Annotated in this window: 2 tRNA genes and 3 rRNA genes; all 5 read left to right on the forward strand. The window is 51.8% G+C overall.

Annotated features, from left to right (window positions below):
• Positions 1 to 354 precede the first annotated feature (354 nt).
• The 5 genes from AC1DEK_RS29980 to rrf all read left to right on the forward strand — a co-directional run bounded on the left by AC1DEK_RS29980 (position 355) and on the right by rrf (position 5,577).
• Positions 355 to 1,889 (forward strand): 16S ribosomal RNA (locus tag AC1DEK_RS29980).
• A gap of 70 nt (positions 1,890 to 1,959) precedes the next feature.
• Positions 1,960 to 2,036, forward strand: a tRNA-Ile gene (locus AC1DEK_RS29985).
• Between the two features lie 38 nt (positions 2,037 to 2,074).
• Positions 2,075 to 2,150: transfer RNA gene (locus tag AC1DEK_RS29990), tRNA-Ala, on the forward strand.
• Between the two features lie 325 nt (positions 2,151 to 2,475).
• Positions 2,476 to 5,346 (forward strand): 23S ribosomal RNA (locus tag AC1DEK_RS29995).
• Positions 5,347 to 5,464: 118 nt separating this feature from the next.
• Positions 5,465 to 5,577, forward strand: a 5S ribosomal RNA gene (gene rrf, locus AC1DEK_RS30000).
• Together the 16S, 23S and 5S rRNA genes with 2 tRNA genes alongside form the textbook arrangement of a ribosomal RNA operon.
• Positions 5,578 to 5,645: the final 68 nt, after the last annotated feature.

The following is a 5,645-nucleotide window of genomic DNA, read 5'->3' on the forward strand; positions in this document are numbered from 1 at the left end:
ACCGTGTCATAATCGAAGGCTCCGCTAAACACGGATCTTGATGTTGCTCTCCGGGGTGGTATTGAGATGAGCGGAGAGGGGGAAGAAAAAAACTTCAAAAGTTTTTCGAATCTTCTGAAAATCGTGTAATAATAGAGGGCTTCGCTGATCGCAGCGAAGTGAAGCGCGAAGCGGGATGCTAAGCGCGGTGATCGTTAAAAACATACAGCCGATAAGCGTGGGCGTTTGAGGCGAATGGCCAAGTTCTTCGGAACGAAGTCTTCGGACTTTAAACGCTCATGAGAATAGAAGTGAAGTTCACTTCAATTCCGTTTTTATGAGTTGCTTGAGAAATCGAGCGAAAAATTCAAGATCGAACTATAGAGTTTGATCCTGGCTCAGATTGAACGCTGGCGGCATGCCTTACACATGCAAGTCGAACGGCAGCACGGGAGCAATCCTGGTGGCGAGTGGCGAACGGGTGAGTAATACATCGGAACGTGCCCAATCGTGGGGGATAACGCAGCGAAAGCTGTGCTAATACCGCATACGATCTACGGATGAAAGCAGGGGACCGCAAGGCCTTGCGCGAATGGAGCGGCCGATGGCAGATTAGGTAGTTGGTGAGGTAAAGGCTCACCAAGCCTTCGATCTGTAGCTGGTCTGAGAGGACGACCAGCCACACTGGGACTGAGACACGGCCCAGACTCCTACGGGAGGCAGCAGTGGGGAATTTTGGACAATGGGCGCAAGCCTGATCCAGCCATGCCGCGTGCAGGATGAAGGCCTTCGGGTTGTAAACTGCTTTTGTACGGAACGAAACGGCCCTTTCTAATAAAGGGGGCTAATGACGGTACCGTAAGAATAAGCACCGGCTAACTACGTGCCAGCAGCCGCGGTAATACGTAGGGTGCAAGCGTTAATCGGAATTACTGGGCGTAAAGCGTGCGCAGGCGGTGATGTAAGACAGTTGTGAAATCCCCGGGCTCAACCTGGGAACTGCATCTGTGACTGCATCGCTGGAGTGCGGCAGAGGGGGATGGAATTCCGCGTGTAGCAGTGAAATGCGTAGATATGCGGAGGAACACCGATGGCGAAGGCAATCCCCTGGGCCTGCACTGACGCTCATGCACGAAAGCGTGGGGAGCAAACAGGATTAGATACCCTGGTAGTCCACGCCCTAAACGATGTCAACTGGTTGTTGGGAATTCACTTTCTCAGTAACGAAGCTAACGCGTGAAGTTGACCGCCTGGGGAGTACGGCCGCAAGGTTGAAACTCAAAGGAATTGACGGGGACCCGCACAAGCGGTGGATGATGTGGTTTAATTCGATGCAACGCGAAAAACCTTACCCACCTTTGACATGTACGGAATTTGCCAGAGATGGCTTAGTGCTCGAAAGAGAACCGTAACACAGGTGCTGCATGGCTGTCGTCAGCTCGTGTCGTGAGATGTTGGGTTAAGTCCCGCAACGAGCGCAACCCTTGTCATTAGTTGCTACATTCAGTTGGGCACTCTAGTGAGACTGCCGGTGACAAACCGGAGGAAGGTGGGGATGACGTCAAGTCCTCATGGCCCTTATAGGTGGGGCTACACACGTCATACAATGGCTGGTACAAAGGGTTGCCAACCCGCGAGGGGGAGCTAATCCCATAAAACCAGTCGTAGTCCGGATCGCAGTCTGCAACTCGACTGCGTGAAGTCGGAATCGCTAGTAATCGTGGATCAGAATGTCACGGTGAATACGTTCCCGGGTCTTGTACACACCGCCCGTCACACCATGGGAGCGGGTTCTGCCAGAAGTAGTTAGCCTAACCGCAAGGAGGGCGATTACCACGGCAGGGTTCGTGACTGGGGTGAAGTCGTAACAAGGTAGCCGTATCGGAAGGTGCGGCTGGATCACCTCCTTTCTGGAAACAAGCCATTTAAATTGAACGCCCACACTTATCGGTTGTTGGATGAAGTCGATTGCATCGACATGGGTCTGTAGCTCAGCTGGTTAGAGCACCGTCTTGATAAGGCGGGGGTCGTTGGTTCGAGCCCAACTAGACCCACCAATTCTTCCAATGGTCATAGGTGTCAATTGTGGACCCTTGGGGGATTAGCTCAGCTGGGAGAGCACCTGCTTTGCAAGCAGGGGGTCGTCGGTTCGATCCCGTCATCCTCCACCACCAACGCGAGCGCCTGTGGGGCGTTCGATACCGAGGCAATCAACACCAAAGCGGCTTTGTGCGCAAGCATGAGGCTTCTTTGTTGTTGATCGGGATCTCCTGATCAATCGGCTGTTCTTTAAAAATTCATAGAGTCGAATCAGCGCTGCTGACGGAAAGAGCTTCATGGCTCACCGTGCCGTCAGCAGCATGAATTTTTGATTGCGTCAAATGAACTTCAATTTCGAGTCAAATCGATTTATGAAGACGGCATAACGCGCCAGGTGAAAGACCTGGTAATTCCTTGATTGACTTTGGTTTCTGTGAAGAAACGTCAAAGTTATAGGGTCAAGTGAATAAGAGCATGTGGTGGATGCCTTGGCGATGATAGGCGACGAAGGACGTGATAGCCTGCGATAAGCTTCGGGGAGCTGGCAAATTAGCTTTGATCCGGAGATTTCCGAATGGGGAAACCCACCGAAAGGTATCGCATACTGAATACATAGGTATGCGAGGCGAACCGGGTGAACTGAAACATCTCAGTAGCTCGAGGAAAAGACATCAACCGAGATTCCGAAAGTAGTGGCGAGCGAAATCGGAGAAGCCTGTTAGTGATAGCACAAGACTTAACAGAACAGCTTGGAAAGGCTGGCCATAGCGGGTGATAGCCCCGTATGTGAAAAGACCTGTGTGGTACTGAGCTAACGAAAAGTAGGGCGGGACACGAGAAATCCTGTCTGAATATGGGGGGACCATCCTCCAAGGCTAAATACTCATCATCGACCGATAGTGAACTAGTACCGTGAGGGAAAGGCGAAAAGAACCCCGGGAGGGGAGTGAAATAGATCCTGAAACCGCATGCTTACAAAAAGTAGGAGCCCGCAAGGGTGACTGCGTACCTTTTGTATAATGGGTCAGCGACTTACATTCAGTGGCAAGGTTAACCGAATAGGGAAGCCGTAGAGAAATCGAGTCCGAATAGGGCGATCAGTCGCTGGGTGTAGACCCGAAACCAAGTGATCTATCCATGGCCAGGATGAAGGTGCCGTAACAGGTACTGGAGGTCCGAACCGACTAGTGTTGCAAAACTAGCGGATGAGCTGTGGATAGGGGTGAAAGGCTAAACAAACTTGGAAATAGCTGGTTCTCTCCGAAAACTATTTAGGTAGTGCCTCAAGTATTACCTTCGGGGGTAGAGCACTGTTTTGGCTAGGGGGTCATGGCGACTTACCAAACCAAGGCAAACTCCGAATACCGAAGAGTACAGCTTGGGAGACAGAGCACCGGGTGCTAACGTCCGGACTCAAGAGGGAAACAACCCAGACCGCCAGCTAAGGTCCCTAAAATTGGCTAAGTGGGAAACGAAGTGGGAAGGCTAAAACAGTCAGGATGTTGGCTTAGAAGCAGCCATCATTTAAAGAAAGCGTAATAGCTCACTGATCGAGTCGTCCTGCGCGGAAGATGTAACGGGGCTAAGCCAGTTACCGAAGCTGCGGATTTGCAATTTATTGCAAGTGGTAGGAGAGCGTTCTGTAAGCCTGTGAAGGTGCGTTGTAAAGCGTGCTGGAGGTATCAGAAGTGCGAATGCTGACATGAGTAGCGTTAAAGGGGGTGAAAAGCCCCCTCGCCGTAAGCGCAAGGTTTTCTACGCAACGTTCATCGGCGTAGAGTGAGTCGGCCCCTAAGGCGAGGCAGAGATGCGTAGCTGATGGGAAACAGGTCAATATTCCTGTACCGATGTGTAGTGCGATGTGGGGACGGATCTTAATAGGTCATCCGGGTGTTGGATATCCCGGTTTAGTTGGAAGTAGGCGATGGGTAGGCAAATCCGCCCGTCATATACCGAGGCCAACGATCGAGCCAGCTTGCTGGTGAAGTGACTGAACGAGGTTCCAGGAAAAGCCACTAAGCTTCAGCTGCACACGACCGTACCGCAAACCGACACTGGTGCGCGAGATGAGTATTCTAAGGCGCTTGAGAGAACTCAGGAGAAGGAACTCGGCAAATTGACACCGTAACTTCGGAAGAAGGTGTGCCCTATTAGTGTGAAGTGAACAACGGAGCATGAATGGGTTGCAAAAAATCGGTGGCTGCGACTGTTTATTAAAAACACAGCACTCTGCAAACACGAAAGTGGACGTATAGGGTGTGACGCCTGCCCGGTGCTGGAAGATTAAATGATGGGGTGCAAGCTCTTGATTGAAGTCCCAGTAAACGGCGGCCGTAACTATAACGGTCCTAAGGTAGCGAAATTCCTTGTCGGGTAAGTTCCGACCTGCACGAATGGCGTAACGATGGCCACACTGTCTCCTCCTGAGACTCAGCGAAGTTGAAATGTTTGTGATGATGCAATCTCCCCGCGGAAAGACGGAAAGACCCCATGAACCTTTACTGTAGCTTTGTATTGGACTTTGAACAGATCTGTGTAGGATAGGTGGGAGGCTTTGAAGCAGGGTCGCTAGATCTTGTGGAGCCAACGTTGAAATACCACCCTGGTGTGTTTGAGGTTCTAACCTAGGTCCATTATCTGGATCGGGGACAGTGCATGGTAGGCAGTTTGACTGGGGCGGTCTCCTCCCAAAGCGTAACGGAGGAGTTCGAAGGTACGCTAGTTACGGTCGGACATCGTGACGATAGTGCAATGGCATAAGCGTGCTTAACTGCGAGACTGACAAGTCGAGCAGATGCGAAAGCAGGACATAGTGATCCGGTGGTTCTGTATGGAAGGGCCATCGCTCAACGGATAAAAGGTACTCTGGGGATAACAGGCTGATACCGCCCAAGAGTTCATATCGACGGCGGTGTTTGGCACCTCGATGTCGGCTCATCTCATCCTGGGGCTGTAGCCGGTCCCAAGGGTATGGCTGTTCGCCATTTAAAGAGGTACGTGAGCTGGGTTTAAAACGTCGTGAGACAGTTTGGTCCCTATCTTCCGTGGGCGCTGCAGATTTGAGGAAGCCTGCTCCTAGTACGAGAGGACCGGAGTGGACACACCTCTGGTGTATCGGTTGTCACGCCAGTGGCATTGCCGAGTAGCTAAGTGTGGAAGAGATAACCGCTGAAAGCATCTAAGCGGGAAACTCGTTTCAAGATGAGATCTGCCGGGGCCTTGAGCCCCCTGAAGAGTCGTTCAAGACCAGGACGTTGATAGGTCGGGTGTGGAAGCGCAGTAATGCGTTAAGCTAACCGATACTAATTGCTCGTGCGGCTTGACCCTATAACTTTGATCCAGTCGATCAAAGTGTTATGCCAAGTTGACGCACTCAACCATTCACGCTGATTCCAAACTCTATGAATTCGCCAGGCTGATCCCATCAGCCCAGCAACCCTTTATGCCTGATGACCATAGCGAGGTGGTCCCACTCCTTCCCATCCCGAACAGGACAGTGAAACGCCTCAGCGCCGATGATAGTGCGGGTTCCCGTGTGAAAGTAGGTCATCGTCAGGCTCTTACAGCCCCAAAAAGCCCAGCCCTCTCAGGCTGGGCTTTTTGCGTTCCGCGCCCTCCCATCACCT

Source organism: Variovorax sp. 10N420, from assembly GCF_056394705.1.